A 25,084-nucleotide genomic window follows, 5' to 3' on the forward strand; every position below is an offset into this window, starting at 1 on the left:
GACCTTTCCGTACAATCGCGGGCCCTGAACTTCCTTGGCATACCCTGCCTTACGCAATTGCACGGGCGTCCGATCCGACCCCATGCAGCCATGCCGGCCGATTCCTACTTCTATAAAGCGTCGGGTGAGCAGGTTTAACGGAGATACACATGTACGCAGTGATTGTTACCGGTGGCAAGCAGCACAAAGTCACCGAAGGCGAATTCCTCAAGGTCGAGAAACTCGACGTCGCTACCGGCGAAGCGATCGATTTCGACCGCGTCCTGCTGGTTGCCAATGGCGAAGACGTGAAAATCGGCCTGCCGGTCGTCGAAGGTGCGAAGGTTACCGCTGAAGTGGTTTCCCACGGCCGTCACGACAAGGTCCGCATCATCAAGTTCCGCCGTCGTAAGCACCACATGAAGCGCCAGGGCCACCGCCAGTGGTTCACTGAAATCAAGATCACCGGCATTCAGGCCTAATTCCTTTCTGGAGGATATGACTCATGGCACACAAAAAAGCTGGCGGTTCTACCCGCAACGGCCGCGACTCAGAAAGTAAACGCCTTGGCGTGAAACTGTTCGGCGGCCAGGCTGTAAAGGCTGGCAACATCCTGGTTCGTCAGCGCGGCACCAAGTTCCACGCCGGTTACGGCGTTGGCCTGGGCAAGGACCACACCCTGTTCGCGAAAGTGGACGGCGTGGTCAAGTTTGAGACCAAAGGCGCCTTTGGTCGCAAATACGTGAGCATCGTTGCTGCCTAAGCAATAGCTCGCTGAAAAAGCCCTGTCTCGCGACGGGGCTTTTTTGTTTCTGCGCCGGCTTCCGGCCATGCCCTGCTTTCGGGGCATCCTGTATCCTATGTTTTTTTCTGTTAACCCGCCCTCGTGGTGGGAGGCATATCCATGAAATTCGTCGATGAAGTATCAATCCACGTGAAAGCCGGTGACGGCGGCAATGGCCTCATGAGCTTTCGTCGCGAGAAGTTCATCGAAAAGGGCGGTCCCAACGGCGGCGACGGTGGCGACGGCGGTTCCATCTACCTGGAAGCCGACGTCAACCTGAACACCCTGGTCGACTATCGCTATACCCGCCGTTTCGATGCCCAGCGCGGCGAGAACGGCGGCAGCAAGGACTGCACCGGGGCTAAGGGCGACGACCTGATCCTGCCGGTGCCGGTCGGTACCACCGTGATCGACGCCAATACCCAGGAGATCATCGGCGACCTGACCGAGCCCGGTCAGCGGCTGATGGTCGCTCAGGGCGGCTGGCACGGCCTCGGTAACACCCGTTTCAAATCCAGTACCAATCGGGCGCCGCGCCAGACCACCCCCGGCAAGCCGGGCGAGGCGCGCGACCTCAAGCTGGAACTGAAGGTGCTGGCCGACGTCGGCCTGCTGGGACTGCCGAATGCCGGCAAGAGCACTTTCATCCGCGCAGTGTCCGCGGCCAAGCCGAAGGTGGCCGACTATCCGTTCACCACCCTGGTGCCGAACCTCGGCGTGGTCAGCGTCGGTCGCTACAAGAGCTTCGTGGTCGCCGACATTCCCGGCCTGATCGAAGGTGCCGCCGACGGCGCCGGGCTGGGCATCCGTTTCCTCAAGCATCTGGCGCGGACCCGTATCCTCCTGCATCTGGTGGACATGGCGCCGCTGGACGAAAGCGATCCGGCCGATGCCGCCGAGGTCATCGTTCGCGAGCTGGGTCGCTTCAGTCCGGCGCTGACCGAGCGCGAGCGCTGGTTGGTGCTGAACAAGATGGACCAGATCCTCGATCCGGCCGAGCGCGAGGCGCGCAAGCAGGCGGTGATCGAGCGGTTGGGTTGGGAAGGCCCGGTCTATGTGATCTCCGCCCTGGAGCGCGACGGCACCGAGGCGCTCAGCCAGGACATCATGCGCTATCTCGACGAGCGTACCCTGCGCCTGGAAGAAGATCCGCAGTATGCCGAGGAACTGGCCGAACTCGACCGGCGTATCGAGGACGAGGCGCGGGCCCGTCTGCAGGCCCTGGACGATGCGCGCGCGCTGCGGCGTTCGGGTCTTAAGAACGCCGGTGCGGTGGATGACGATGATTTCGATGATGAGGAAGACGACGGCGACGGTCCGGAGATCTTCTACGTTCCCTGATGGCGTGATACCCCGCCGGGCGGGCCGGCGGGGCTGAAGAGTCGAAGCCTGGGCTTCTAAGGTTGAGGGTATGCGGGACAAGGTGACTGGCGCGCGGCGCTGGGTGGTGAAGATCGGTAGCGCCCTGCTGACGGCCGATGGCCGTGGGCTGGATCGCAATGCCATGGCCGTTTGGGTCGAGCAGATGGTGGCGCTGCATTGCGCCGGCATCGAGCTGGTGCTGGTGTCGTCCGGCGCCGTCGCTGCCGGTATGAGTCGCCTGGGCTGGGTGTCCCGACCTAGTGCGATGCATGAGCTCCAGGCCGCTGCCTCGGTGGGACAGATGGGGTTGGTGCAGGCCTGGGAGTCCAGCTTCGCCCTGCATGGCCTGCAGACCGCCCAGGTGTTGCTGACCCATGACGACCTCTCCGACCGCAAGCGCTACCTGAACGCTCGCAGCACCCTGCGGACCCTGGTCGAGCTGGGCGTGGTCCCGGTGATCAACGAGAACGACACGGTGGTCACCGACGAGATCCGCTTCGGCGACAACGACACCCTGGCGGCGTTGGTGGCCAACCTGGTCGAGGCTGACCTACTGGTGATCCTTACCGATCGCGACGGCATGTTCGACGCCGACCCGCGCAGCAATCCCGATGCGCAGCTGATCTACGAGGCGCGTGCCGACGATCCGCAGCTCGATGCGGTGGCCGGCGGCAGTGCCGGCGCCCTGGGTCGCGGCGGAATGCAGACCAAGTTGCGGGCGGCTCGTCTGGCGGCGCGTTCCGGTGGGCATACGGTAATCGTCGGCGGGCGCATCGAGCGTGTCCTCGACCGCCTGCGTGCCGGCGAGCGCCTCGGCACCCTGTTGACCCCTGATCGCAGTCGCAAGGCGGCGCGCAAGCAATGGCTGGCCGGCCACTTGCAGATGCGCGGTACCCTGGTGCTGGACGATGGGGCGGTGAAGGCGGTAAGCCAGGATCACAAGAGCCTGTTGCCGGTTGGGGTCAAGGCGGTCCAGGGCAGCTTCCGTCGCGGCGAGATGGTGGTTTGTGTGGACCAGGGCGGGCGCGAAGTGGCGCGCGGCCTGGTCAACTACAGTGCGCTGGAGGCGCAGAAGATCCTCGGTCAGCCGACGGATGCCATCGAGGCCTTGCTCGGCTACGTGGATGGGCCGGAGCTGGTGCATCGCGACAATCTGGTTCTGGTCTGAGGAGAAGGCGAATGCGCAAGCTCGCGGGGTTGCTGGGTGGTCTGCTGCTGTTGCCGGTACTTGCCGGGGCGGAGGAGATCGGCGAGGTTTCCACGGTGTTCAAATGGGTCGGGCCGAACGACAAGATTGTCGTCGAGGCCTTCGACGATCCCAAGGTGCAGGGCGTGACCTGCTATCTGTCGCGCGCCAAGACCGGTGGGGTCAAGGGCGGCCTGGGGTTGGCGGAGGATCGCGCCGAGGCGTCGATCGCCTGTCGCCAGGTAGGGCCGATCCAGTTCAGGGGCGAACTCAAGGACGGCGAAGAGGTATTCAAGCAGCGTACTTCGCTGGTGTTCAAAAGCATGCAGGTGGTGCGCTTCTTCGATCGCAAGCGCAATGCGTTGGTCTATCTGGTCTACAGCGACCGGGTGATCGAGGGCAGTCCGCAGAACGCGGTGACGGCGATTCCCCTCATGCCATGGCCGGCCGCTCGCTGAGGCGAGCGAGTCGCGGGCAATAAAAAACCGGCCATTGGCCGGTTTCTTATTCGAGCAAGGCGTGCCTTAGGCGGCAGCGGTGCTGAGGGCCTTGATGTGGCCGCTCAGGCGGCTCTTGTGACGAGCAGCCTTGTTCTTGTGGATGATGCCTTTGTCAGCCATGCGGTCGATCACCGGTACAGCGGCGGTGAAGGCGGCTTGGGCTTTTTCCAGGTCCTTGGCGTCGATGGCTTTCACGACGTTCTTGATGTAGGTGCGCACCATGGAGCGCAGGCTGGCGTTGTGGCTGCGACGCTTCTCAGCCTGTTTGGCGCGTTTTTTGGCGGAAGGTGTGTTGGCCACCGTCGAGCTCCTCGAAAAAAACTGGGTAAATAGCGAACAAATTAAGGCCGCGAATAATGCCGTCGCCTCCAGGGGTTGTCAAGGGGCTGCGCATGCGGCCGGAAAGATCGGCGACGGATGTCGCCTGCTTTCTTGCGGGTGATTTATTCCGGCGCGCATTCTACACTCGGCGCGCCCTCGCGGACGGCCGTTCGGCGGCGAGGGCGCATTCGCGCGATGAACCGGCCCGGCCGGTCGCGGTCTTGGACAGGATCAATTTCGACATGCCGGCAGCCCGACATCCATGAATCTTCTCAAATCATTGGCGGCGGTGAGTTCCATCACCATGCTGTCGCGGGTCCTCGGCTTCGTCCGCGATACCATCCTGGCGCGGATCTTCGGTGCCGGCCTCGCCACCGATGCCTTTTTCGTCGCCTTCAAGCTGCCCAACCTGTTGCGGCGGATCTTCGCCGAAGGGGCGTTTTCCCAGGCTTTCGTGCCGATCCTGGCAGAGTACAAGAGCCAGCAGGGCGAGGAGGCGACGCGGACCTTCATCGCCTACGTTTCCGGCCTGCTCACGCTGGTGCTGGCGCTGGTCACGGCGCTCGGCATCCTCGCCGCGCCCTGGGTTATCTGGGTCACCGCGCCGGGCTTCGCCGATACCCCGGAAAAGTTCGCCCTGACCACCGACCTGCTGCGGGTGACCTTTCCTTATATATTGCTGATCTCGCTGTCGTCCCTGGCCGGCGCGATCCTCAACACCTGGAACCGCTTCTCGGTACCGGCCTTCGTGCCGACCCTGCTGAACGTCGCAATGATCGGCTTCGCGCTGTTCCTCACGCCTTATTTCGATCCGCCGGTCATGGTGCTGGGCTGGGCGGTGCTGGCCGGCGGCCTGTTGCAGCTCCTCTATCAACTGCCGCACCTGAGGAAGATCGGCATGCTCGTGCTGCCGCGCCTGAACCTCAGGGACAGCGGCGTCTGGCGGGTGATGAAGCTGATGCTGCCGGCGATCCTGGGGGTCTCGGTGAGCCAGATCTCACTGATCATCAACACCGTCTTCGCCTCGTTCCTGGCAGCCGGTTCGGTGTCCTGGATGTACTACGCCGACCGCCTGATGGAGCTGCCTTCCGGCGTATTGGGCGTGGCGCTGGGGACGATCCTCCTGCCGATGCTGTCGAAGACCTATTCGAACAAGGATCGCCATGAGTACTCGCGCCTGCTCGACTGGGGGCTGCGCCTGTGCTTCCTGCTGGTGCTGCCCTGTTCCCTGGCCCTGGCGATCCTCGCCGAGCCTCTGACCGTCTCGCTGTTCCAGTACGGCAAGTTCACCACGGTGGACGCGGCGATGACCCAGCGCGCGCTGGTCGCCTACTCCGTCGGCCTGCTCGGGATCATCCTGGTCAAGGTTCTGGCGCCGGGCTTCTATGCCCAGCAGAACATCCGTACGCCAGTGAAGATCGCGCTCTTCACCCTGGTTTCCACCCAACTGATGAACCTGGCCTTCATCGGCCCGCTTCAGCATGCCGGCCTGGCCCTCTCCATCGGCCTGGCCGCCTGCCTGAATGCCGGACTGCTCTACTGGCAACTGCGCAAGCAGCGTCTGTACCTGCCGCAACCGGGCTGGGCGAAGTTCCTGGTCAAGCTGGTGGTCGCGGTACTGGCGATGTCGGCGGTGCTGCTGGCCACGATGCACTGGCTGCCGGCCTGGGAGCAGGGCGCCATGCTGGAGCGATTCCTGCGCCTCGGCCTGCTGGTGGTTGCCGGTCTCCTGGCCTATTTCGGTATGCTCGCGCTACTGGGTTTCCGCCTGCGCGACTTTTCCCGTCGGGCGGTGCTGTGAAGCGCGTCCGGGCTGGCGGCGGGATCATGCCGTTTTGCCTGTTGTCCGGCGCCCGGTACGCGTATAATCGACCACTTTCTGAGCAATAAGCGTGCTATGCAGCTGCTTCGCGGACTACACAACCTGCAGCCCCTGGCCGGGGGCTGCGTCGCCACCATCGGTAACTTCGACGGCGTCCACCTCGGGCACCAGGCTATTCTGGCGCGTCTGCGCGAGCGCTCGCTGGAGCTGGGCGTACCCAGCTGCGTGGTGATTTTCGAGCCGCAGCCGCGCGAGTTCTTCTCCCCCGATTCGGCGCCGGTGCGTCTGACCCGCCTGCGCGAGAAACTCGAGTTGCTGCGTGGGCAGGGCGTCGACGTAGTGCTTTGCCTGGCCTTCAACCGCCGCTTGCGCGAGCTGTCGGCAGCCGAGTTCGTCCGCCAGGTCCTGGTCGATGGACTGGCGGTGCGGCACCTGGAAGTGGGCGACGATTTCCGTTTCGGCTGCGACCGTTCCGGTGACTTCGCCTTCCTGGTGAACGCCAGTCGCGAGCAGGGGTTCACCGTCGAGGCGGCCGCCACCGTCGAACTGGATGGCGTGCGGGTGAGCAGCACGCGGGTCCGCCAGGCCCTGGCCGAGGGTGACCTGCATCTCGCCGAGCGCCTTCTGGGGCGTCCCTTCAGCCTGAGCGGACGGGTCCTGCATGGACAGAAACTCGGCCGGCAACTGGGCTCGCCCACGGCCAACATTCAACTGAAACGGCGCAAGGCGCCGTTGAACGGGGTCTACCTGGTCAGTACGCTGGTCGATGGCCAGCGTTGCCAGGGGGTGGCGAACATCGGCACCCGCCCTTCGGTGAACGGCGACGGCCGTCCCCATCTGGAAGTGCACCTGCTCGATTTCGCCGGCGATCTATACGGCCGGCATCTACAGGTGACCTTCCACCAGAAGCTGCGCGACGAGCAGCGTTTTGCCTCCCTGGAGGCACTCAAGGCGGCGATTCTCGCGGATATCGCCGCCGCCCGGGCCTACTGGCTGGGCCAACCGCTTGATTGAAGAGATCCTGAACAGGCCCTGAGATGACCGACTACAAAGCGACGCTAAACCTTCCGGAAACCGCCTTCCCAATGAAAGCCGGCCTGCCCCAGCGCGAGCCGGAAACCCTGAAGTTCTGGAACGACATCGGTCTGTACCAGAAGCTGCGGGCCATTGGCGGCGACCGTCCGAAGTTCGTCCTGCACGATGGCCCCCCGTACGCCAACGGCAGCATTCACATCGGTCACGCGGTCAACAAGATTCTCAAGGACATCATTGTCCGCTCCAAGACCCTGGCGGGCTACGACGCGCCCTATGTGCCGGGCTGGGATTGCCACGGCCTGCCGATCGAGCACAAGGTCGAGACCACCCACGGCAAGAATCTTCCGGCGGACAAGACCCGCGAACTGTGCCGCGAATACGCGGCCGAGCAGATCGAAGGACAGAAGGCCGACTTCATCCGCCTGGGCGTGCTCGGCGAGTGGGACAACCCCTACAAGACCATGAATTTCGCCAACGAGGCGAACGAAATCCGCGCCCTCGCGGAAATGGTCAAGCAGGACTTCGTGTTCAAGGGCCTGAAGCCGGTCAACTGGTGCTTCGACTGTGGCTCGGCGCTGGCCGAGGCCGAGGTCGAGTACGCCGACAAGAAGTCGCCGACCATCGACGTCGGCTTCCCGGTGGCGGATGCCGACAAGCTGGCCGCGGCCTTCGGCCTGGCGGCCCTGGACAAGCCGGCGCAGATCGTCATCTGGACTACCACGCCCTGGACCATCCCGGCCAACCAGGCGCTGAACGTGCATCCGGAGATCGACTACGCGCTGGTCGATGCCGGCGATCGCTACCTGGTGCTGGCCGAGGCCCTGGTCGAGTCCTGCCTGGCGCGCTACCGGCGCGAGGGCAAGGTGGTCGCCACCGCCAAGGGCGAGGCACTGGAACTGATCAACTTCCGCCATCCGTTCTACGAGCGCCTGTCGCCAGTCTACCTGGCCGACTACGTGGCCCTCGACGCCGGCACCGGTATCGTCCACTCGTCGCCGGCTTATGGCGAAGACGACTTCTACACCTGCAAGCGCTACGGGATGAGCAACGACGACATCCTCAGCCCGGTGCAGAGCAACGGCGTCTACGTCGACTCGTTGCCGTTCTTCGGCGGCCAGTTCATCTGGAAGGCCAACCCCAACGTGGTGGCCAAGCTGGAAGAGGTCGGCAGCCTGCTGGCCCACGAAACCATCAATCACAGCTACATGCACTGCTGGCGGCACAAGACGCCACTGATCTATCGCGCCACCGCGCAGTGGTTCGTCGGCATGGACAAGCAGCCCAGGCAGGGTGCCTCCCTGCGCGAGCGAGCGCTGGAAGCCATCACCCAGACCGAATTCGTCCCGGGCTGGGGCCAGGCGCGCCTGCACGGAATGATCGCCGGGCGTCCCGACTGGTGCATCTCGCGCCAACGCAACTGGGGCGTACCGATCCCGTTCTTCCTGCACAAGGCCAGCGGCGAACTGCATCCACGCACCGTCGAGCTGATGGAAGAGGTCGCGCAGCGAGTCGAGAAGGAAGGCATCGAAGCCTGGTTCAAGCTCGACGCCGCCGAGCTGCTCGGCGAGGAGGCCGCGCAGTACGACAAGATCAACGACACCCTGGACGTCTGGTTCGACTCCGGCACCACCCACTGGCACGTGCTGCGTGGCTCCCACCGGATCGGCCATGCCAGCGGGCCGGTCGCCGATCTCTACCTGGAAGGTTCCGACCAGCACCGCGGCTGGTTCCACTCTTCGCTGCTGACCGGCTGCGCGATCGACAACCATGCGCCGTACCGCCAGTTGCTGACCCACGGTTTCACCGTCGACGAGTCCGGCCGCAAGATGTCCAAGTCGCTGGGCAACACCGTGGTGCCGCAGACCGTCATCGATACCCTGGGCGCCGACATCCTGCGCCTGTGGGTGGCTTCGACCGATTACTCGGGCGAGATCGCGGTATCCCAGCAGATTCTCCAGCGCAGCGCCGATGCCTACCGGCGGATCCGCAATACCACGCGCTTCCTGCTGTCCAACCTGAACGGTTTCGATCCGGCCACGGATCTGCTGCCGCCCCAGGAAATGCTGGCCCTGGATCGCTGGGCGGTCGATCGCGCCCTGCTCTTGCAGCGCGAGATCGAAGAGGCGTACCGCGAGTACCGCTTCTGGAACGTCTATTCCAAGGTGCACAACTTCTGCGTACAGGAGCTGGGCGGGTTCTACCTGGACATCATCAAGGACCGCCAGTACACCACCGGCGCCAACAGCGTCGCCCGGCGCTCCTGCCAGACCGCACTGTTCCACATCGCCGAGGCCCTCGTGCGCTGGATCGCCCCGATCCTGGCGTTCACCGCCGAGGAAGTCTGGAAGTTCCTGCCCGGCGAGCGCGCCGAGTCGGTAATGCTCGCCACCTGGTACGACGGCCTCAGCGAACTGCCGGCCGACGTGACGCTGAATCGCCAGTACTGGGAACAGGTCATGGCGGTGAAGGCCGCGGTCAACAAGGAGCTGGAGAACCAGCGCGCGGCCAAGGCCGTGGGCGGCAACCTGCAGGCCGAGGTCACCCTGTATGCAGAAGACGCGCTGCAGGCCCAATTGGCCAAGCTGGGCAACGAGCTACGCTTCGTCCTGATCACCTCGACCGCGACCCTGGCGCCGCTGTCGGCGGCTCCGGCCGACGCGGTGGACAGCGAAGTCGCCGGCCTCAAGCTGAAAGTGGTCAAGTCGACCCACGCCAAGTGCGGTCGTTGCTGGCACCATCGCGAGGACGTCGGTCAGCACGCTGCGCATCCCGACCTGTGCGGTCGCTGCATCGAGAACATCGAAGGCAGCGGCGAGGTTCGCCACTATGCCTGAGGTCGATCGTTTCGGGCGCTTGCCCTGGTTGTGGATCACCGTGCTGGTGTTCGTCCTCGACCAGGTCAGCAAGGCGTTCTTCCAGGCCGAACTGAGCATGTACCAGCAGATCGTGGTGATCCCCGATCTGTTCAGCTGGACCCTGGCCTACAACACCGGTGCCGCCTTCAGCTTCCTGGCCGACAGCTCGGGCTGGCAGCGCTGGCTGTTCGCCCTGATCGCCATCGTCGTCAGCGCTATCCTGGTGGTCTGGCTGAAACGCCTGAAGAAGGGCGAGACCTGGTTGGCCATCGCCTTGGCGCTGGTGCTCGGCGGCGCCCTGGGCAACCTCTACGACCGCATGGTTCTTGGCCACGTGGTGGACTTCATCCTGGTGCACTGGCAGAACCGCTGGTACTTCCCGGCGTTCAACCTGGCCGATAGCGCCATCACCGTCGGCGCCGTCATGCTGGCGCTCGACATGTTCAGATCGAAGAAATCCGGAGAAGCCGCCCATGGCTGAGTCGACCCGCATTGGCCAGGAGAGCCGCGTCACCCTGCATTTCGCCCTCAAGCTGGAGGACGGCAATGTCGTCGACAGCACCTTCGACAAGCAGCCGGCCTCGTTCAAGGTCGGCGACGGCAACCTGCTGCCGGGCTTCGAACAGGCGCTGTTCGGCTTGAAGGCTGGCGACAAGCGCACCCTGAGCATTCTTCCCGAACAGGGCTTCGGCCAGCCGAATCCGCAGAACGTGCAGATCATGCCGCGCGACCAGTTCCAGGACATGGAGCTGGCCGAGGGCCTGCTGGTGATCTTCAACGACGCGGCCAAGACCGAACTGCCGGGCGTGGTCAAGGCGTTCGATGAGCAGCAGGTGACCGTCGACTTCAATCATCCGCTGGCCGGCAAGACCCTGGCCTTCGAAGTCGAGATCATCGACGTTCAGCCGGCCTGAACCGCCGGTCGCTGCGCCCTTCCCAAGCGGGAAGGGCGGTAGCAAGGTTCATTCGTCCAATCACCGCGTCGCCCACGAGACCGCCATGCAAATCAAACTCGCCAATCCCCGCGGCTTCTGCGCCGGCGTGGATCGCGCCATCGAGATCGTCAACCGTGCCCTGGATGTCTTCGGCCCGCCGATCTACGTGCGTCACGAGGTGGTGCACAACAAGTTCGTCGTGGACAACCTGCGCCAGCGCGGCGCCATCTTCGTCGAGGAACTCGATCAGGTGCCGGACAACGTCATCGTCATCTTCAGCGCCCACGGCGTTTCCCAGGCGGTCCGCAAGGAAGCCGAGGGGCGCGGCCTGAAGGTTTTCGACGCGACCTGCCCGCTGGTGACCAAGGTGCACATGGAAGTGGTGCGCTACAGCCGCGACGGCCACGAATGCGTGCTGATCGGGCATGAAGGGCACCCCGAGGTGGAAGGCACCATGGGCCAGTACGATGCCAGCAACGGCGGTGCCATCTACCTGGTGGAGGACGAGGCCGACGTCGCCGCGCTGGAGGTGCGCAAGCCCGAGGCCCTGCACTACGTGACCCAGACCACCCTGTCGATGGACGATACCTCGAAGGTCATCGATGCCCTGCGCGCCAAGTTCCCGCAGATCCAGGGGCCGCGCAAGAACGATATCTGCTATGCCACCCAGAACCGCCAGGATGCCGTGAAGGAACTGGCCGACCAGTGCGACATGGTCCTGGTGGTGGGCAGCCCCAACAGTTCCAACTCCAACCGCCTGCGCGAACTTGCCGAGCGGATGGGCACGCCGGCCTACCTGATCGACGGTGCCGAGGACATGCAACGCGGCTGGTTCGACGGTGTGCGTCGCATCGGAATCACCGCAGGCGCTTCCGCGCCGGAAGTGCTGGTGCGCGGCGTGATCGCCCAGCTACGCGAGTGGGGGGCGTCGGAGGAACAGGAGCTGGACGGGCGAGAGGAGAACATTACCTTCTCGATGCCCAAGGAACTGCGGGTCAAGGCTTTGTGAACCGTGCGCAATGAAAGAGCCCCTCTCGTAGAGGGGCTCTTTCGTTTCAGCGCCAGCAGTCGTTGACGGTGCTGTTGTTGCCGGTCTTGCCGGCTGCGCCGCGTTCGCCGAGCTGATTGAGGGTCAGCTTGCCGCAGGTCTTGTCGCGGGTCTGCGAGTTGATCGGCGTGGCGGTCAGGGTATAGGTGGTGCTGGTGGGCGTCGCTATGGTGAGGTTGTACAGGTTGTTCGGCGAGTTGGCCGAACTCATGCCCAGCTTGGCCACGTCCTTGGTGTAGCCGACCCCGGGGTTCTGCGAATAGTAGCGTTCCTGGCGCGCGGCCGCGTCCGAGAGCAGCGCCTGGCCCTCGGTGCGGTTGGAGCGGATCACGTAGTTCTGGTAGCTGGGAATGGCGATGCCGAGGAGGATGCCGATCACCGCCACTACCATCACCATTTCCAGCAACGTGAAGCCCTTCTGTCTTGTCCTCATCGGGGCTGCTCCTCCCCGTCCTGGCGGGGCTGTTCTTTCTCGATCATCTCGGCCAGCTCCTGTTCGCTCATCTGTTTGTGAATGTAGATATCGGTGATGGTGGACCACGGCTGGCTGACGGTGCCAGAGTAGGACACCACGGAGCCCGGCTTGACCTGGAACAGGCTGGGCATGCCGTTCCTGACGGTGCTGTTGGGCAGGCGGTAGAGCCGGTGGTCGATGTCCACCAGGTTCTTCTCGACCTGGACTTCTAAGACCACGCCAGCGCCTTCGAAGGTCTGGGGCTCTTCGGCCCAGCAGAGGCCGGGAACGGCCAGGGCCAGCAGCATAGGCAGCACTTTCATATCAGTTCTTTCCTTCGATGGGGCGCCAGTTCTGGCGTCCACGGGTGTTCGGACCGGGGTTCACGGTCAGGCATTCGCCCGAGGAGCAGACTTCCGGATTGCCCTGTTCGTTGGTGCTCAGCGTCAAGCCTCCCAGGCCTTTCTGCTCGGTACCGGATACCGCGACGTTCTGCTTGTTGTAGCTGTAGTCGGATTTCGAGTCCACGACGCCCTGGCGTGCCAGGTCGAACACGGTGAAGCTGGTGCGACCGCCGGTATAGGGATCGAGGCCATAGGTCCAGTTGCTGGCGCCGTCGGCACAGGGGTCATCGTTCGGGGTGATGGTCTGCAGCAGCACCACCTGGCCGATGGCGATCATGTCCTCGATCAGCATCTCGCCCTTCAGGGTGCCGTTGACCATGAAGTCCAGATACCAGCCGGACTGCTTGGTGCTGCCGTCATTGTTCAGCCAGTTGACCGGGTTCTGACTGGCGATGCGAATGGTGCGAGCGGTCGAGGCGAAGGTCGAGTCGGCCTGCAGGTCCAGGGTCTGCTGCTGCAGGTTGCCGCGCGTCAGTCGGGGTGTACTGCCCGCGGCTTCGCCCTTGGTCTGCTGGTCCCAGATACCGTAGAGCGTCTGGGCGCGGCTGGTATCGGCCCGGGCGTCGCTGTTCTCGAAATACTTGCCGGTGCCGAAGATCACGATGTAGCCCTTGCGTGTCGGATGACGAACCAGCGAGGGCGCGGCGGTGATCGCTTGCGCCGCGCCAGCGGAGTCGACCGCCGAATAGAGCGGCTGGCCACCGAAAGACACCTTGAAGCTCGAGGCCACCGCCGGGCCGTCGTTGGCTCGGCTGAACGGATCGTCCTGGTTGACCTTGCCGGCGATCAGGTCGAAGCGCCAGAGGTTGCCTTGCAGGTCGCCGGCGTAGGCGTAGTCGGCTACGCCGTCGCTGTTGTTGTCTGCCAGGCGAGGGCTGGATAGACCGTTGGGTACGCCGGTCCTGCCGGTGACTTCCAGTTTGCGGGTGATGGCCCCGGTCTCCAGGTCGATGATCAGCAGCGCGGCCTTGTCGTTCAGGCTGGAATAACCGTTTCCGGTGACCACGGCCCACTTGCCGTTGTGCAGCCGGGCGACCGTGGGTTTGGGGAAGCTGTAGCCCAGGTCGGGCTCCTGGTCCACGCCGATTTCCCAGAGCAGCTTGATGTTGGCGGGGTCGGTCACGTCAAGGGCGAACAGGCCCTTGCCGCCGGCGCGCAGGCTGCCGATCAGCACGGTGTGCCAGGCGCCGCCGAAGAAGGCGTCGGCGACCACCGGCGAGCCGTCGACGTAGAACTGGTGGGCGCCGCCCTGGTAGCCGCGGGCGGTCAACTTGTGGAGCTTCTCGAAGACCGCGCTTGGGATGAAGGCAAAGGTCTCGTTACCGTCGGTATCGAAACCGTGCAGCATGCCGTCGTTGGCGCCGACGTATACCCGCGGGGCACGGGTTTTCTGTGCTTCTGCGAACGTGGCGTAGTTGCCGCTGGGCTCGATCGGCTGGGCCAGGTAGGTCAGGTACTGGGCCTTGCCGACCGTCGCCGGTGAGGAGTTGATGATATCGCCGAGGATCGAGTTGCGGGTGCGGAAGTTGTCGCTGTTCTCCTTGCTGCGATCGCCGCGCAGGAAGGCCACGCGGTCCTGGCCCTTGGTGTCGGCGACGTCGTTGCGGTCCGGGTCGCGGTTCAGTTGACGCTGCTGGTCGGTGCTGAGGCTGCCCCAGGTGAACTCCTTGAGGCCCGAGGTACCGGATCCGGCCATCATGATCTTGCGGCCAGCTCCCCCGTTGGGCATCGCGTCGAGAATGGTCTGCGCGCTCCACAACTTGGTTTGCACGGTGGCCTTGTCCTGGGTGGTCAGGCTGTAGCGGGTCAGGTCGCCGGCCCAGTTCTTGTCGCTGGCGAAGCTGGTCTGGTAGGCGAAGCGGGTCAGCTTGTCGCCGGTGTCGTCTTCCTGCAGGGACGAGCTGATGGCAGGGCGGGATGCCGGCAGGTCCTTGCCCGAGATGCGGTTGAGGATGTCCTGGAAGGCCGCGACCAGTTGGTCCGGCGAGTCGGCGCTGAAGAACTCGCCACGGGAGTTCACCGCGGCGTGCCACAGGTCGTAGACGTTGTTGCCGCTATTGTCCGCGGCGTTGGGCCAGTTGAGTCGCCCCGCGGCAATTTCATCGTAGCCGCCGGAGTAGGTGGATCCTCCCCACTGTGGGTTGGTGAGGCTGGTGGTCAGGCCCAGGCCCAGGGTGTAGGTCACCATGTGTTGCCAGGTCGCGGGGTCGTTGCGCGGATTCCAGTATTCGTTTGAGGGAGTGGTCTTGTCCGGGTAGGGGATGTACGGCTTGATGTTGTTGTCGATGTCGCTCCGTGCGTCGTTGGCCCAGTAATGGAAGGCCAGGTCGGCGAGAGTGTTGGAGGCACTGTCCTTGTAGGGGGCCTGGCTATTGTAGCGTTGCCCGTCGGGAAGATTGCGCGCGGTGCTGTCGGCATTGCCCACGCTCGCAGAATCGCTGTTCCAGAGACCGTCGGTCATCAGGATATGGTAGGAACCCCGGCAACTGTACTCCGGTGCGGTCTGGACGCCGGGACGGTAGGCATAGGGGCCGTTCACCCCGGTCTTGCTGAGGAAGTCGCCGGCGCGGATCATGGCTCGCCGCAGCGGGGTACCACCATTTACCGACAGGTTTTCCAGCCAGTTGAAGAAGTTCACCCGATGCTGGCCGGTGAAGTCCCGCAGGTAGTTGTTGAAGCAATTGCCATAGCTGGAGCCGCTGCCTATCTGGTTACAATTCGAATTGTTCAGCAGTTGCCAGCTTACCCGGGCGTTTTCAGGCAGGCTGTAAAACGCCAGGTTGGCGGCGGTCTGGGTGGCGAGGGCGCGGGTGCGGTAGAACGAGTACCAGTTGGCGAAGTTCTGTCGCTGCTCTGTGCTTACGGAGCGTCGGGTATAGCAGTTCTGGTTGGTGCGGCTGCAACTGGGCGAGCCCGTGAACTCGTAATAGTAGGCTGCGCTGGCACCGATGGTCGACTCCCTGTCATAACCTCGGCCGTACTCTATGGTGACCTTGTAGTAGCGCGATAGATCGATGCCTCCCGTGCGTGTGAAACCGTTGCGCCAGGCGTAGGTGAAGCTGGGGGCTGGATAGTCCTGTATCTGTACCTGGCCGTTAACCAGCGTGAGCTTCTTCGGCAGCTTGTATTCGGTGTTTGGATCGAAGTACATCGGGTTGAAGCTGTTCGAAGCGAAGAACGTATAGTTTCCGTAGCTGGAAATGCCATCTGGCGCATAGGCGAACGCCATACTGCCCGAGTCGTCGAGAGTCACCAGCATGTTCGGGGCGACGCCCTGGATCAGCATCAGCGGCTGCTGGCTGACCGACAGGGCGGCGGCGTGGGTGGTCTGGGCGGAGAGCAGGACGGCGCCGCTGAGCGCGGCTGCCAGCGAGGTCTTGCCGATCTGGTGGAGTGCCGATTTCATGCGAGGCTCGATCAGTTGGTATAGAGACGGGCGAGAACGGTCTGCAGGACGGTTTCGCTGTTGGTCTGGTTGCGCGCGACGCTATTGGTCTCGTAGTAGAAAGTGCCGATGCCGCGCATCAGGTTGCCGTATTCGGGGCTTTCCGCTTCGTTGACCTGGCCGCCCGAGGGGATCGGCAGGTTGTTCCACTGGACCTTGTAGAGCGTTCCGGCGGTGGTCGCGTTGGCGACGTCGCTGCCGCGGTAGTCCATCCAGGCGTTGGCAGTGTTCTTCAGCACGCCGACCGGGTCCTGGTGCGTGTCCTCCAGCTTCATGTTGAGTGCCGCGAGGTTCAGCAGGCAGGGGCGGGCGATGTTGTCGACCGTGCAGCCGGTGCCGGGCTCGGGCGGGCGCAGGGTGTTGACGAAGCGCCGCTCACCTTCGCGGAGTCCGGACTCGGCGGCGTTCTGCAAGCGAGTCTGTTCGATGACGTTGCCGGTGATGCGGCTTTCCAGTACCACTTCGCGCATGCTCGAGACCGCCAGCAGGGTGACGATCACCAGGATCGCCAGGGCGATGACCAGCGTGGCGCCGCGCTGTTGTGCAGGGAAGTTGTTCATGGCACGAGATTCCTGAGTGTCTGGCTGCCCTTGGCGATCTGGTAGAGGCGGTCCTTGTCGTTGCCTTGCAGGCTGGTCTTGGAGGAGGGGTAGAGCGTGATCCAGTCGTCCAGGGTCTTGCTGTCGCCCTGGCGCAGGTTCTTGTCGCTGGCCATCAGAGCGGAGTAGCGCAGGGCACGCACCGGACGGTCGGCGATGTCGGCCTGTTCGACGAAGCTTTCCACCTCGCGTTTGCCGGCCATGGTCGGGCCGACGCCGTACTCGAGCTTGAAGTCGACCAGGCCGCTGACGATCTCCTGGCCTCTGTCCTTGAGGCTCTGCGCCGAGCAGGTAAGCGTTCCGGGAGCATCGGCGGTTGGGGGAATAAAGAGAATGCGGGCGATTATGGCGTCGGCAGTCCCGAATGGATCGCTGGGGGTGGTGATCGAGTTGCCTTCGCAGTCGTAGGCTTCACCTGGCGCCGGTTGATAGCGGTAGCAGAATCCGCTCTGGCCGGCCTTGACCACGGCGGGCACCAGGGTCGAGCCGGCTTTGAATGCCTCGCAATAGGCGGTTTTCTGCTGCACCGGGAAGGCAAACTCGTTGGGATCGTCCGCACGCCTACGGAAACCCACCTTGGCCAGTTGCTGGTCCAGGAACATCATGGCGAAGCGTCCGTTTTCCTGGTTGCCTGCCTGCCCTTGCTGGAACAGGTAGTTGCGCTTGTTGTCCAGGTAGATCTGGGTAATCCCGAGAATCAGGAAGCTGCTGATGGCGAGGGCCACCAATAGTTCGATCATGGACAGACCCGATTGCCGTCGGGAGCGGTTGTTCGTGCTCATGGCTCGACCCTGAGGGTGTAGTAGCAAAGGGAGGTATCGGCGCTGCTGTCGGCGGCGTTGACGCAGGCGCCTTGCTTGCCGCGCCAGGCCAGGCGGATTTCCAGCATGGAGCCCTTGCCGTCGCAGTCGCCCGGCTTCGAGCTGCGGCAGATGTAGTAGTCGCTCTTCAGCAGGTCGCCAGCGCCTGGCAGTTCGTTCTTCACCTGTTCCGCCCAGCATCCCAGGCGGTCCTTGATCGCGTCGGGCAATGGCGTACAGGAGGACGGCGCGGTGGGGAACGCCGACCCCTTGGCCTTGAAGAAGTCGGATTGCGTGGCCATCTGGTCCTTGACGTCGTACAGCGCCTTCGGGCTCGCCCGCATGCTTTCCAGCAGGTTGCTGCCGAGCATGGCTGCCTTGTTGCGCTCGACCGAGTCGGCGGTGTACTGGATGGTCTTGCCCTGCATGGCGATCATGCCCAGCACGCCGATGCTGATCAGCAGCAGGGCGACCAGCACTTCGATCATGCTGAAGCCGGATTGGTACAGCGACCTGTGTCGCGATTTCAATAGCATGACTGGGGCGCCTTGGAGGAAGGTTCGAGTTGGATCCGACCGGCCTGGCTGATGCTCAGCACGCGGCCGCCGTCGGTCTTGCCGTTCTGGCAGATGGCGAAGGTTCGTTCCGTTGGCGGTACGAGGGTACCGTTGGCCGTGAAGGTCAGATGTTCCACGGCGCTCTTTTCCTTCGCTGTCAGCGTGGCGGCACGGAAGCCGTCGTGTTTGCGCAGGGGCGCGGCGATCGAGCCGGAGGCCAGGACACCTATGCTCAGGCCCTTGCCCCAGTCCTTGTCCTTCAGCGCCTGGATGGTGATCGCGCGCCTCTGGGACACGGCTTCGCTGCGAGCGTACTGCAGCATCGCATTGAGTTCCTCGGCGGCGCTCTGCAGTTCGTTGCGTTCTGTCAGCTGCTTGAAGTTCGGAATGGCGAAGCTCGCCATGATGGCCAGCAGGACGACGATGATCAGCAACTCGATCAGGGTGAAGCCGGTCGAGTTGGAACGATATGACATGCGGTTGCTCCAGGGGGTCTACGCCTGGAAAGCATGCCAAACGGGCCTGGGAGCGTCTTGCGGTCGTTGACGGTCGGCCCGTGGGGCAGGACAACTGGTCCATGATCATCCGGAAGTGCTGCATAGCTCACGTTTCTCCCGGTTCTCCCTGGCGCTAGCGGTACGGAGCCGGCCCTGCCGGTTGAGGAGCAGTTGCCAGGCAACGGTATGCTTTCCGCAGAGCAGAAACCGCCCGTTGTGAATGTTGAGCTGGCCGCTGGGGAGGAACCTGAGGCGGTTCGAACGGTTCCAGCGGAGCCTTTCCTTCCTTGCAAGCGCACGTCCCACGAGAAGCCGTTCCCCACCGTCTTCCGCAAGCAGCCAGCCCTCTCCCCAGTCGCTGCCGCAGTGGCGGCCATCGGTCGACGGACAGAGCGTCACCGGGCGTTGGTAGGCGACGGCATGCGCTCTGCCCAGCTGGATGCTCGCGCTCAGCTCGTGCAACACGCTTCGCTGGCGATTGCCGTCCAGCCAGGCTGCCATCCCGGGCAGCGCCAGGCTTCCCAGTATCCCCAGCAGAACCAGCGCAAACAGCAGCTCGGTGAGCGTCAACGCTCTCTGCGACCTTTCGACCATGGCAGGCGGTCCTTTTGCTCGTATCATTCCGCGATGGTCGTATCTCGCCGGATTTTCCCCGTTGCCTCAATCAGCAGCGGGATGAGGCGTATGACCGACTTTTCTGCAACCCCTGTGTGATCGTGGAGGCCCTGGTGTCGGAAAGAGTTGTGGTAGTGGGCGCTGGCGTCATCGGCCTGTTGACCGCCCGGGAGCTGGCGCTCGCCGGACTGCGGGTGACCCTGGTGGAGCGGGGCGAGAGTGGGCGTGAGGCGTCCTGGGCGGGAGGCGGGATCGTCTCGCCGCTCTATCCGTGGCGCTACAGCCCGGCGGTGACCGCCCTGGCGCACTGGTCGCAGGACTTCTACCCGGCCCTGGGGCAGCGTTTGCTCGACGAGACCGGGCTCGATCCCGAGGTCCATACCGTTGGCCTGTACTGGCTGGACCTGGACGACCAGACCGAGGCACTGCAGTGGGCACGCAACCACACCCGGCCGTTGAAGGAAGTGCCGATCGAGGAGGCCTACGCGGCGGTGCCCGGGCTGGGCGCAGGCTTCCAGCGGGCGGTCTACATGTCGGGCGTGGCCAATGTGCGCAATCCTCGCCTGGCGCGCTCGTTGCGGGCATCCCTGCAACAATTCGCCAATCTCGAACTGCATGAGCAGACGGAGGTGCGCGGCTGGTTGCGCGACGGCGATCGAGTGGTCGGCGTGGCGACCTCGCGTGGCGAGATCCGGGGCGACAAGGTGCTGCTGGCGGCGGGCGCCTGGAGCGGCGAGTTGTTGAAGCCGCTGGGCCTGGAACTGCCCGTGGTACCGGTGAAAGGGCAGATGATCCTCTACAAGTGCGCGGCGGATTTCCTGCCGCGCATGGTGCTGGCCAAGGGGCGCTACGCGATTCCGCGGCGCGACGGCCACATCCTGATCGGCAGCACCTTGGAGCATTCGGGCTTCGACAAGACGCCGACCGACGAGGCGCTGGAAAGCCTCAGGGCGTCTGCGGCAGAACTGTTGCCGGAACTGGCAAACATGCAGCCGGTGGCCCACTGGGCAGGGTTGCGCCCGGGCTCTCCCGAAGGCATCCCCTATATCGGTCCGGTGCCTGGCTTCTACGGGCTCTGGCTGAATACCGGGCACTACCGCAACGGGCTGGTCCTGGCGCCGGCGTCGTGCCGTCTGCTGGCGGATCTCATGAGCGGGCGGGAACCGATCATCGACCCGGCGCCCTATGCCCCGGCTGGTCGCCTCTGAGGAGCGTGTCTAGTCCTGAAATAGGTTTACACCTGCTCAGGTAGGCCGGTAGGCCTCAAAACGTCCGATGCACCGCATCGGGCGTTTTGTTTTTCAGGGCCATGTGAGGCCGCTCTGTGTTGTAGATCTGCACGGCTTCAGCAACCATCTTCCTTGCCTGCTCCAGATTTTCAGGGCTACTCAGCAGCAGCTCTGTTTTGAGGATTCCGTTGATGCGCTCAGCTAGCGCGTTCTGGTAGCAGTCATATCCGTCAGTCATCGAGCACTGGACGCCATGTCGTGCATGCAGTGACTGATACAGTGCCGAGCAATATTGAATACCGCGATCCGAGTGATGGACCAGTGACTGGCGACGCTGCCGTTTGCGTAGGGCCTGTCTAAAGGCTTGTGCAACTGACTTGGCATGCAGGCTTTCATGCACATGGTGGCCAACAATTTTTCTGGAATACGCATCCGTTACCAGGCTTAGGTACAGCGGGCCGCTACTGGCTGGCAGGTAAGTAATGTCCGCCACCCAAACATGCTCCGGCCCTGACGGGACAACCAGGTTCGGGCCTGACTTGAGTAGGTTCGGGTGGCGGCAGAAGCGATGAAAGCTTTGTGTTGTCTTGTAATACGCCCGCTTGGGCAACACCAGCAAACGGCGCTCTCCCAGGACCTGAAATAGTCGGTCTCGGCCAACTTGGAGCCGCCTATCAGGCTGGCAATGCAGCAGATAGTGCAGCTTTCGTGTGCCTAGTCGTGGCTGACGCATCCGGACTTGTTGAACAAATTCGACAACCCGATCTGCCTGGCGTGCTTTGCTATCAGCAGCTCGATTGCGCTTGTAGTAAGCCTGTCGGCTCATGCCAAGAAACTGACAAGCCCTAGCAATGCTCAGTCCTGCGACCTGACCTTGCGAGAGGACTTGCCGGATCGCTTTTTTACGACCGATACACCGTAATCATTTTTCAGGACATCAACGACGGTCTCGAAGAACTGAGCCTTCTGGCTCATCAACTCAAGCTGCTGCTCAAGCTCTTTGATCCGCTGCTCTGGAGTGAGCGTTTTGGGGTCAGACATCGCGCAACTCCTCTCGGCCCGAATCGACGCCCCTTGGCTCCAATCCTGCCGACCATGCTTGCGCAACCATACCAGAACCGTCGACCGGCCCTGGATGCCATACCGCATCTGGGCCTGCTTGTAGGTCAGTTCGCCTTTTTCGATCTGATCAACGACGGCCAATTTAAAAGACAGTGAGTAATCTCGCTGCGTGCGCTTTACACCTTGCTCCATCTAGCTCTCCGGAAAATCGGCATGGGAGGTGTAAACCTTATTCAGGACGGGACAGCGAAAACCAAAAGGCCTGTCTTCGGACAGGCCTTTTCACTTTCAGTCGATGCCCAGCTTTTTCAGGCGGTAGCGCATCGAGCGGAACGTCAGGCCCAGGCGCTGGGCCGCGGCGGTGCGGTTCCAGCGCGTCTCCTCGAGTGCCTGCATGATCAGCTTCCGCTCGATGTCTTCCAGGTAGTCCTCGAGGTTGTCGATTTCGCTCAGGCTCGCCGCGCCTTCCTGGCTGGCACCCGGCGCATCGGCCAGGCGCAGGTCGTGAGGCTGGATCTGGTCGTCTTCGCACAGGGTGTAGGCGCGCTCCAGCATGTTTTCCAGCTCGCGGACGTTGCCCGGAAAGCGGTAGTTCTTCAGCTTCTCCTGTGCGTCGCCGGTCAGTCTGGCGGCCGGCAGGCCGGTGTCGCCGGCCAGGCGCTTGAGGATGCGTTCGGCGAGCAGCGGGATGTCCTCGCGGCGCTCGCGCAGCGGCGGTACGCGCAGCTCGATGACGTTGAGGCGGTAGTAGAGGTCTTGGCGGAAGCGCCCGGCGCCGACTTCGGCTGCGAGGTCCTTGTGGGTGGCGCAGAGGATGCGCACGTCGACGGTGACCTCCTGCTGGCCGCCGACCGCGCGCACGGCCTTTTCCTGGATCGCTCGGAGCAGTTTGACCTGCATGGCCATCGGCAGGTCGGCGACTTCGTCGAGGAACAGGGTGCCGCCACTGGCGGCCTGGAACAGGCCCTGCTTGTCTTCGATAGCGCCAGTGAAGCTGCCTTTCTTGTGGCCGAAGAACTCGCTTTCCATCAGTTCGGAGGGAATCGCGCCGCAGTTCACCGGCACGAACGGCCGCTCGATACGTGGCCCCTGCTCATGGATCAGGCGCGCCACCAGCTCCTTGCCGCTGCCGGACTCGCCACTGATGTAGACCGGCGCCTGGCTGCGCGCCAGCTTGCCGATCTGGTTGCGCAGGGCGCGCATCGGCGGTGATTCGCCGAGCAGGCGGTTGTCCACCGGCGCTTCCTCGGCCTCCGGGTTGCGCAGGCGCAGGGCGGTTGCCACCAGCTCCCGCAAGCGACCGAGGTCGACCGGTTTGGTGAGGAAGTCGAAGGCACCGGCCTTGAGCGCCTGGATCGCGGTGTCCAGGCTGCCGTACGCGGTGATCATGGCCACCGGGGTCTGTGGATGGCGCTGCTGGATGTACTGGACCAGATCGAGGCCGCTGCCGTCCGGCAGGCGCATGTCGGTGAGGCACAGGTCGAACGGCTCGCGGGCCAGCAACTCGCGGGCCTCCTTGACGTTGCGGGCGCTGCGGGTGTCCAGCTTCATGCGGCCGAGAGTGATTTCCAGCAGCTCGCGGATATCCGGTTCATCGTCGACGATCAGGGCTTTTTGTCGGCTCATGCGTGCGGCTTCCGTCAGCTGAGTTTGCGCGGGTGGGCGAAGGTGATGCGGAAGCAGCCGCCGCCTTCCTCGCGATTGCGGTAGTCGATCCGTGCCTGGTTGCTCTCGCAGAGCTCGCGGGAGAGATAGAGGCCCAGGCCGGTGCCTTTGCTTTCTGTAGTAAAGAAGGGTTCGAACAGGTTGTTCAGTTTGTCCGTCGGTACGCCGGGACCGTCGTCGATGACTTCCAGCACCGGCAGGTCGCTCTCCGGGTCGCGCACGAGGCTCAGCCAGACCTGGCCGCGCCCGTGCGCCTGGGCGCTGTAGCGAAGACCGTTCTGCACCAGGTTGCTCAGCACCTGGTTCAACTGGTGTGGGTCCATGCGGGTCTGGATGTCGTCGGCACCGAGTTGCAGGTGCAGTTCGCTATCGTTGCGCAGCCTGCCGGGGTATTCGTCGACGAACCGCTGAAGCCACTCCTTCAGGTCGAGCTGCTGCGGTTCGGCCTGGCGGCGACGGGAGAGCTGCAGGACGTTCTCGATGACCAGGTTCATCCGCTTCGACTGGTCCTGGATGATCTGCGTCAGGCGCCGGTCCGGGGCGTCCAGCTCCTCGGACTCCTGCAGCAGCTGGGCGGCGTGGCTGATCGCGCCCAGCGGGTTGCGGATCTCATGGGCGATGCCGGCGGTCAGGCGGCCGAGACCGGCCAGCTTCATCTGCTGCGCCTGCTGGGCGATCTGCGAAATGTCTTCGAGGAAGATCAGCACGTGCTGGTCGTCTTCGCGGTTGAGGCTGATAAAGCTGGGTTGCACCGTCGGGCCATCCGGCAGCACCTTGAGCGTCGGTGGACGGAGGCTGGGATTCAGGCGCCATTGCTTCATGCAGTGCATCAGCATCGGGCTGTGGCGGCCGAGGCTGGCGCCCTGTACGTCGTCCTGCCTGAGCAGGCCGAGGGCGGCCTGGTTGGCGAGGAGGATGGCCTGACGGCTATCGACCACGAGGATGCCGGTGCGCATACGCTGCAGGATCAATGCGTTGAGTTCTTCCAGGTTGGCGACCGTCTCGGCGCGTTCTTCGGCCAGCGTTTCGGTCTGCTCCTGGCGCCGTACCAGGGCCTGGATCACCAGCGCGGCGGCGAAGCACAGGGTGCCGAGGCCGCCGGCCTGGACGTAGTGGTTGGTGGCGTCCGGGCTGCTCAGGCTGAGGAAGAAGGTCAGGTAGAGCAGGCCGAGGCTGGCCGCTGCCGCGATGACCAGGCCGATGCGCCCGCGCAGCAGGATATTGGCAATGGCCACCGCGACCACCAGCAGGCTGCCGATGCCGCTGGGCACGCCGCCACCTGCGTAGAACAGGCCGCAAAGCATCAGCACGTCGGTGAGCGCGAGGATGAAGATCGGCAGCAATTGCCGCGACGGCGGCAGGAACAGCGCGACCAGGATGTTGAAGACCAGGTAGCACCAACTGCCGACATGGAACAGTTCAGGGTGGACGAGCTTGAGGACCTGATCTTCCAGTTCGCTGGAGATCAGCAGGACCAGTACCAGGCCTATGGTCAGGCGGTACAGGTGGTACAGACGGAGGATGCGTTGCCCCTGCTCCTCGCTCAGCCGTAGCCGTTCAGCGCGCACGGTCGCCCTGGTCCTGGCGCAGGTGCGCCTGGCTGCAATACCAGCGTTGTTCGTGGGCGAGGGCGTTGGCCTGCGGCACGTGGACGCCGCAATGGGCGCAGCGGACCATCGGCGATGCGCTCGGCTCGTCCTGCGGACGTTGCTGTTGGCGCGGAGTGGGACGGGTAAAGCGACGCCATAGCCAGAACGCGATGGCGATCAGGGCGATCCAGAACAGGAGGCGGAAAAGGCCCATGGTGATCTCGGAGGCTGGAGAAAGCTGCAGTTTAGCCAAGCCACCGGCTCGATCCCAGCCGGGAAGGTCCAGGCTGTGCGGCGTTTGGCGCTGGGAGAGGCATGGCGACGGGCAAAAAGAAGGGAGG

Annotated in this window: 25 protein-coding genes; 12 read left to right on the forward strand and 13 right to left on the reverse strand. The window is 63.8% G+C overall.

Features of this window, described 5'->3' with window-relative positions; translation table 11 throughout:
• Positions 1-149 precede the first annotated feature (149 nt).
• From rplU to HMPREF2886_RS05075, 5 genes are all read left to right on the forward strand, one after another.
• Complete coding sequence (gene rplU / locus HMPREF2886_RS05055; protein ID WP_003094761.1) at positions 150-461, forward strand: 50S ribosomal protein L21; 312 nt, start codon at positions 150-152, stop codon at positions 459-461.
• Positions 462-484: 23 nt separating this feature from the next.
• Positions 485-742, forward strand: a complete 258-nt coding sequence (gene rpmA, locus HMPREF2886_RS05060) for a 50S ribosomal protein L27 (RefSeq protein WP_003094760.1) — start codon at positions 485-487, stop codon at positions 740-742.
• Between the two features lie 141 nt (positions 743-883).
• Positions 884-2,104, forward strand: a complete 1,221-nt coding sequence (cgtA, locus tag HMPREF2886_RS05065) for an Obg family GTPase CgtA (RefSeq protein ID WP_033976376.1) — start codon at positions 884-886, stop codon at positions 2,102-2,104.
• 70 nt (positions 2,105-2,174) lie between these two features.
• Positions 2,175-3,293, forward strand: coding sequence for a glutamate 5-kinase (gene proB, locus HMPREF2886_RS05070; protein WP_024914637.1), 1,119 nt, complete (start codon positions 2,175-2,177; stop codon positions 3,291-3,293).
• A gap of 11 nt (positions 3,294-3,304) precedes the next feature.
• Positions 3,305-3,769 (forward strand): CreA family protein, encoded by a 465-nt coding sequence (locus tag HMPREF2886_RS05075; RefSeq protein WP_033976377.1) that lies wholly within the window; start codon positions 3,305-3,307, stop codon positions 3,767-3,769.
• A gap of 66 nt (positions 3,770-3,835) precedes the next feature.
• On the opposite strand, the gene rpsT is transcribed toward HMPREF2886_RS05075, so the two are convergent.
• Positions 3,836-4,111 (reverse strand): 30S ribosomal protein S20, encoded by a 276-nt coding sequence (gene rpsT, locus HMPREF2886_RS05080; protein WP_003094744.1) that lies wholly within the window; start codon positions 4,109-4,111, stop codon positions 3,836-3,838.
• A 283-nt stretch (positions 4,112-4,394) separates the two neighbouring features.
• On the opposite strand from rpsT, the gene murJ reads away from it, so the two are divergent.
• From murJ to ispH, 6 genes are all read left to right on the forward strand, one after another.
• Positions 4,395-5,933 carry a murein biosynthesis integral membrane protein MurJ gene (murJ, locus tag HMPREF2886_RS05085; RefSeq protein ID WP_033972926.1) on the forward strand — a complete coding sequence of 513 codons (1,539 nt, stop codon included), beginning with the start codon at positions 4,395-4,397 and terminating at the stop codon, positions 5,931-5,933.
• Between the two features lie 96 nt (positions 5,934-6,029).
• Complete coding sequence (ribF, locus tag HMPREF2886_RS05090) at positions 6,030-6,968, forward strand: bifunctional riboflavin kinase/FAD synthetase (RefSeq protein ID WP_003110419.1); 939 nt, start codon at positions 6,030-6,032, stop codon at positions 6,966-6,968.
• Positions 6,969-6,991: 23 nt separating this feature from the next.
• Positions 6,992-9,823 carry an isoleucine--tRNA ligase gene (gene ileS / locus HMPREF2886_RS05095; RefSeq protein ID WP_042168473.1) on the forward strand — a complete coding sequence of 944 codons (2,832 nt, stop codon included), beginning with the start codon at positions 6,992-6,994 and terminating at the stop codon, positions 9,821-9,823.
• Complete coding sequence (lspA, locus tag HMPREF2886_RS05100) at positions 9,816-10,325, forward strand: signal peptidase II (protein ID WP_025271359.1); 510 nt, start codon at positions 9,816-9,818, stop codon at positions 10,323-10,325. The genes ileS and lspA overlap by 8 nt, the downstream gene beginning before the upstream one ends.
• A complete protein-coding gene (fkpB, locus tag HMPREF2886_RS05105) occupies positions 10,318-10,758 on the forward strand; it encodes an FKBP-type peptidyl-prolyl cis-trans isomerase (protein ID WP_003102613.1) in 441 nt (146 codons plus the stop codon). The genes lspA and fkpB overlap by 8 nt, the downstream gene beginning before the upstream one ends.
• A gap of 85 nt (positions 10,759-10,843) precedes the next feature.
• Positions 10,844-11,788 carry a 4-hydroxy-3-methylbut-2-enyl diphosphate reductase gene (gene ispH, locus HMPREF2886_RS05110; protein WP_003134939.1) on the forward strand — a complete coding sequence of 315 codons (945 nt, stop codon included), beginning with the start codon at positions 10,844-10,846 and terminating at the stop codon, positions 11,786-11,788.
• A gap of 46 nt (positions 11,789-11,834) precedes the next feature.
• Here the strand turns inward: ispH and pilE are convergent, their stop codons facing one another.
• The 8 genes from pilE to HMPREF2886_RS05150 all read right to left on the reverse strand — a co-directional run bounded on the left by pilE (position 11,835) and on the right by HMPREF2886_RS05150 (position 19,177).
• Complete coding sequence (gene pilE / locus HMPREF2886_RS05115; RefSeq protein WP_033976378.1) at positions 11,835-12,260, reverse strand: type 4a pilus minor pilin PilE; 426 nt, start codon at positions 12,258-12,260, stop codon at positions 11,835-11,837.
• Positions 12,257-12,604 carry a type 4a fimbrial biogenesis protein PilY2 gene (pilY2, locus tag HMPREF2886_RS05120; RefSeq protein WP_033972924.1) on the reverse strand — a complete coding sequence of 116 codons (348 nt, stop codon included), beginning with the start codon at positions 12,602-12,604 and terminating at the stop codon, positions 12,257-12,259. The genes pilE and pilY2 overlap by 4 nt, the downstream gene beginning before the upstream one ends.
• Before the next feature lies 1 nt (position 12,605).
• Positions 12,606-16,091 carry a type 4a pilus biogenesis protein PilY1 gene (gene pilY1, locus HMPREF2886_RS05125; protein WP_033976379.1) on the reverse strand — a complete coding sequence of 1,162 codons (3,486 nt, stop codon included), beginning with the start codon at positions 16,089-16,091 and terminating at the stop codon, positions 12,606-12,608.
• 11 nt (positions 16,092-16,102) lie between these two features.
• Positions 16,103-16,690 (reverse strand): type 4a pilus minor pilin PilX, encoded by a 588-nt coding sequence (gene pilX, locus HMPREF2886_RS05130; RefSeq protein ID WP_070746906.1) that lies wholly within the window; start codon positions 16,688-16,690, stop codon positions 16,103-16,105.
• On the reverse strand, positions 16,687-17,511 hold the full coding sequence (gene pilW / locus HMPREF2886_RS05135; RefSeq protein ID WP_070746908.1) for a type 4a pilus minor pilin PilW: 825 nt from the start codon (positions 17,509-17,511) through the stop codon (positions 16,687-16,689). The genes pilX and pilW overlap by 4 nt, the downstream gene beginning before the upstream one ends.
• On the reverse strand, positions 17,508-18,065 hold the full coding sequence (gene pilV / locus HMPREF2886_RS05140; RefSeq protein ID WP_003125211.1) for a type 4a pilus minor pilin PilV: 558 nt from the start codon (positions 18,063-18,065) through the stop codon (positions 17,508-17,510). Before pilV ends, pilW begins: the two co-directional genes overlap by 4 nt.
• Positions 18,056-18,562, reverse strand: a complete 507-nt coding sequence (locus HMPREF2886_RS05145; protein WP_003134935.1) for a GspH/FimT family pseudopilin — start codon at positions 18,560-18,562, stop codon at positions 18,056-18,058. The genes pilV and HMPREF2886_RS05145 overlap by 10 nt, the downstream gene beginning before the upstream one ends.
• A gap of 105 nt (positions 18,563-18,667) precedes the next feature.
• Entirely contained in the window at positions 18,668-19,177 is a 510-nt protein-coding gene (locus HMPREF2886_RS05150; RefSeq protein WP_070746910.1) for a GspH/FimT family pseudopilin, read from the reverse strand.
• Positions 19,178-19,311: 134 nt separating this feature from the next.
• Here HMPREF2886_RS05150 and thiO point away from each other — a divergent pair, with 134 nt between their 5' ends.
• On the forward strand, positions 19,312-20,406 hold the full coding sequence (gene thiO, locus HMPREF2886_RS05155; RefSeq protein ID WP_070746936.1) for a glycine oxidase ThiO: 1,095 nt from the start codon (positions 19,312-19,314) through the stop codon (positions 20,404-20,406).
• 55 nt (positions 20,407-20,461) lie between these two features.
• Here thiO and HMPREF2886_RS05160 read toward each other — a convergent pair.
• From HMPREF2886_RS05160 to HMPREF2886_RS05180, 4 genes are all read right to left on the reverse strand, one after another.
• Positions 20,462-21,681 (reverse strand): IS3 family transposase gene (locus HMPREF2886_RS05160; RefSeq protein ID WP_128688736.1). Its coding sequence is split into 2 segments (ribosomal slippage): positions 20,462-21,333 and positions 21,333-21,681, totalling 1,221 coding nucleotides; the frame shifts between segments, so codons are not numbered across the junction.
• A 96-nt stretch (positions 21,682-21,777) separates the two neighbouring features.
• Positions 21,778-23,115 (reverse strand): two-component system response regulator PilR, encoded by a 1,338-nt coding sequence (gene pilR / locus HMPREF2886_RS05170; protein WP_070746914.1) that lies wholly within the window; start codon positions 23,113-23,115, stop codon positions 21,778-21,780.
• Positions 23,116-23,129: 14 nt separating this feature from the next.
• Entirely contained in the window at positions 23,130-24,722 is a 1,593-nt protein-coding gene (pilS, locus tag HMPREF2886_RS05175) for a two-component system sensor histidine kinase PilS (RefSeq protein WP_039028118.1), read from the reverse strand.
• A complete protein-coding gene (locus tag HMPREF2886_RS05180) occupies positions 24,712-24,957 on the reverse strand; it encodes a PP0621 family protein (protein WP_003102591.1) in 246 nt (81 codons plus the stop codon). The genes pilS and HMPREF2886_RS05180 overlap by 11 nt, the downstream gene beginning before the upstream one ends.
• Positions 24,958-25,084 lie beyond the last annotated feature (127 nt).

It is taken from the genome of Pseudomonas sp. HMSC066A08 (genome assembly GCF_001813025.1).
GTDB classification, from domain to species: Bacteria; Pseudomonadota; Gammaproteobacteria; order Pseudomonadales; family Pseudomonadaceae; genus Pseudomonas; species Pseudomonas aeruginosa.

Bases quoted from the DNA above. Each gene is read 5' to 3' on its own strand.
- rplU (WP_003094761.1), top strand. From the start codon at position 150: ATGTACGCAGTGATTGTTACCGGTGGCAAGCAGCACAAAGTCACCGAA.
- rpmA (WP_003094760.1), top strand. From the start codon at position 485: ATGGCACACAAAAAAGCTGGCGGTTCTACCCGCAACGGCCGCGACTCA.
- cgtA (WP_033976376.1), top strand. From the start codon at position 884: ATGAAATTCGTCGATGAAGTATCAATCCACGTGAAAGCCGGTGACGGC.
- proB (WP_024914637.1), top strand. From the start codon at position 2,175: ATGCGGGACAAGGTGACTGGCGCGCGGCGCTGGGTGGTGAAGATCGGT.
- HMPREF2886_RS05075 (WP_033976377.1), top strand. From the start codon at position 3,305: ATGCGCAAGCTCGCGGGGTTGCTGGGTGGTCTGCTGCTGTTGCCGGTA.
- murJ (WP_033972926.1), top strand. From the start codon at position 4,395: ATGAATCTTCTCAAATCATTGGCGGCGGTGAGTTCCATCACCATGCTG.
- ribF (WP_003110419.1), top strand. From the start codon at position 6,030: ATGCAGCTGCTTCGCGGACTACACAACCTGCAGCCCCTGGCCGGGGGC.
- ileS (WP_042168473.1), top strand. From the start codon at position 6,992: ATGACCGACTACAAAGCGACGCTAAACCTTCCGGAAACCGCCTTCCCA.
- lspA (WP_025271359.1), top strand. From the start codon at position 9,816: ATGCCTGAGGTCGATCGTTTCGGGCGCTTGCCCTGGTTGTGGATCACC.
- fkpB (WP_003102613.1), top strand. From the start codon at position 10,318: ATGGCTGAGTCGACCCGCATTGGCCAGGAGAGCCGCGTCACCCTGCAT.
- ispH (WP_003134939.1), top strand. From the start codon at position 10,844: ATGCAAATCAAACTCGCCAATCCCCGCGGCTTCTGCGCCGGCGTGGAT.
- pilE (WP_033976378.1), bottom strand. From the start codon at position 12,260: ATGAGGACAAGACAGAAGGGCTTCACGTTGCTGGAAATGGTGATGGTA.
- pilY2 (WP_033972924.1), bottom strand. From the start codon at position 12,604: ATGAAAGTGCTGCCTATGCTGCTGGCCCTGGCCGTTCCCGGCCTCTGC.
- pilY1 (WP_033976379.1), bottom strand. From the start codon at position 16,091: ATGAAATCGGCACTCCACCAGATCGGCAAGACCTCGCTGGCAGCCGCG.
- pilX (WP_070746906.1), bottom strand. From the start codon at position 16,690: ATGAACAACTTCCCTGCACAACAGCGCGGCGCCACGCTGGTCATCGCC.
- pilW (WP_070746908.1), bottom strand. From the start codon at position 17,511: ATGAGCACGAACAACCGCTCCCGACGGCAATCGGGTCTGTCCATGATC.
- pilV (WP_003125211.1), bottom strand. From the start codon at position 18,065: ATGCTATTGAAATCGCGACACAGGTCGCTGTACCAATCCGGCTTCAGC.
- HMPREF2886_RS05145 (WP_003134935.1), bottom strand. From the start codon at position 18,562: ATGTCATATCGTTCCAACTCGACCGGCTTCACCCTGATCGAGTTGCTG.
- HMPREF2886_RS05150 (WP_070746910.1), bottom strand. From the start codon at position 19,177: ATGGTCGAAAGGTCGCAGAGAGCGTTGACGCTCACCGAGCTGCTGTTT.
- pilR (WP_070746914.1), bottom strand. From the start codon at position 23,115: ATGAGCCGACAAAAAGCCCTGATCGTCGACGATGAACCGGATATCCGC.
- HMPREF2886_RS05180 (WP_003102591.1), bottom strand. From the start codon at position 24,957: ATGGGCCTTTTCCGCCTCCTGTTCTGGATCGCCCTGATCGCCATCGCG.